The sequence below is a fragment of the Rhizomicrobium sp. genome, assembly GCF_056722145.1.
The window spans coordinates 1-2,287 of record NZ_JBWZET010000357.1; the positions used below are offsets into that span (position 1 = coordinate 1).

Genomic DNA, 2,287 nt, shown 5'->3' on the forward strand with positions numbered 1-2,287 from the left:
GCTACAATCCATCGGATATACGAGAAATGGGGAAACCTCCCGCAGGCTTCAAGGGGAGTTTTGCGGGTGCGACAAATTGAACAAAACGAATACAAGTCAGAGGGTTGGGATTTTGGGTGGTGAGAGTGCGTGGCGATCTCGCCATTGCGCCGCACCCCCTCCGTCGCTTTCAGCGACACCTCCCCCGCTATCCAGGCTTGGTCCCAGGCTTTGGGGGTGGAGAACCGCGGGGGAGGAAAGGGTGGGGGCAAACAAAAACGGCGGACCCTGCGGCCCGCCGTTTCCAAATTGGCTGTGAGGCCGGCTCAGGCGGTCGCGAAGTCTTGGATTTCGACTTGCGGCGCCAGCTGGTTGACGACGTCCGGCGAGGCCAGGCCCGTGCCGGGGGAGAGCAGGGCGGCGCAACCGCCGGCGATCGCCATGCGGAACGCGTCCTTCAATCCCTTGCGCTGGGCCAGCGACACGATCAGCAGGGCGACGAAGCTGTCGCCGGCACCGACCGTCCCGCGCACCTGGACCGGCGGCGGCTTGGCGTAAATGGAAATGTCGCGACTGATCAGCATGGCGCCATCGGCCCCCATGGTGAGGGCGACGATCTCGGCCTTGCCGTTGATCACCAGATTCTTCGCCGCGTCGTGGCAGGCCTGATGATCGGGCTCCTCGCCGAGCAGGTCGGTGAACTCCGACAGGCTCGGTTTGACGAGATAGCAGCCGACGTCCAGGGCGTGCTTCAGCGGCGGGCCCGAGGTGTCGAGCACGAGGCGCGCGCCGCCGGAAACCCGCAAGTTGCGGGCAAGGCGGGCATAGAAATCGTGCGGCACGCCGCGCGGCAGCGAACCCGAAGCGACCGAGAACCCGCTCGACGAGGCGGCGGTCGTCAGGCCGAGGCCGGCCGTCCACTCCTCTTCACCGAGCGTCGGGCCCGGCATCACGAAACGGAACTGCTGGCCGGTCGACAGATCGTTGGCCGTGAAGTTGGCGCGGCAGTCGCGTGCGATCATGAACGACTGATGGCGCACCTCTTCGGCCGCAACCAGACGCTCCAGCATGTGGCCAGACGGCCCGCCCATCGGAAAAATGGCCAGCGGTTCGGCGCCAAAGCGCTTCAACACGCGCGCCACGTTGATGCCGCCGCCGCCAGGATCGCGTCGCGTTTTGAGCGCACGCATCTTGTGTTCGGTCATCATTTCCTTGACCGACACACCCATGTCGATGGCCGGGTTCATCGTAAGAGTTACAATGTTCTCGGTCTTCATTCCCTTCCTCTCGAGGCCGTCCCCCCCCGGATGACAGCCCTGTCGGTGGTCCGGATAACATATCAAAGCGGGCGCTTGTATGAGGACGAGGACCTATTCTTTAGGATTTAAGGTCACAGCCGCACGCAAGCCACCGGATTTCGCCTTCTTCGGAGGCAAACCGGCCGAGATTGTGGCAGGCTCGCGCAAGATACGGTCGCCATGATGTCGCGGTCACTGTAAACAAATCGCGAATCGCGCACCACGGGAGAGGCCCATGATTCGCACGGTCATCGTTTCTGCGACACTGGTTCTTGCGATGGTAGTGAGCGGGGCCGAGGCCAAGCACCGGGTGAAGCCGGTGCCGCTGGCGGCACAGACGGGAACGATCGAGTCGGTCGTCACGACCGCCGTCGTGCCGCTCGCGGCCCTCACATCGGCGTGGACTCAGTACGGCCCGACCGGCGCCTTGGAAGCCCGCGCGGTCGTCAAAGGCGAATACTGCCCGCGAATGGCACTTGATCTGAGAATTGTCAGCATGACGCCGCGCGCCGCCCGCGACGCCAATTTCCTGCTGTTGTGTGCAGCCGGGATTCCAGCGGGCACCAAACAGGCGGCGCTCGTCTTTCCTGATCTTGAGCACGTTCCGGCGTTTCCCGAAGGCGGTCTTCGCAACGATATAGTGCCCCTTCCCGTCCCCATCGCCGATCCGCAGCGGATTGTGGTGTTCGGCGATACCGGCTGCCGCATCAAGGGGACGGCGCTACAGGATTGCTCCGATCCGGACCAATGGCCGTTCGCGCGCATTGCGGCGGAGGCGGCGAAACTCAAGCCCGATCTCGTCATCCACGTCGGCGATTATCTCTATCGCGAAAACGCCTGTCCGGCGAATTTTGCCGGCTGCCAGGGCACGCCGTTCGGCGATAACTGGCCGACCTGGGATGCCGATTTCTTTGCCCCCGCCAAACCGCTGCTGGCGGTGGCGCCGTGGGTGATCGTGCGCGGCAATCACGAAGACTGCCAGCGGGCCGGGCTTGGCTTCTTGCGGTTGC

At 64.1% G+C, this 2,287-nt stretch carries 2 protein-coding genes; one reads left to right on the top strand and one right to left on the bottom strand.

Going from position 1 to position 2,287, the window contains the following annotated elements:
* Window positions 1-305: 305 nt before the first annotated feature.
* Window positions 306-1,256, bottom strand: coding sequence for a 1-phosphofructokinase family hexose kinase (locus AC1P6P_RS18870; protein WP_481403992.1), 951 nt, complete (start codon window positions 1,254-1,256; stop codon window positions 306-308).
* A gap of 256 nt (window positions 1,257-1,512) precedes the next feature.
* On the opposite strand from AC1P6P_RS18870, the gene AC1P6P_RS18875 reads away from it, so the two are divergent.
* The coding region (locus AC1P6P_RS18875) for a metallophosphoesterase (protein WP_481403993.1) at window positions 1,513-2,287 on the top strand (775 nt) is incomplete at its 3' end.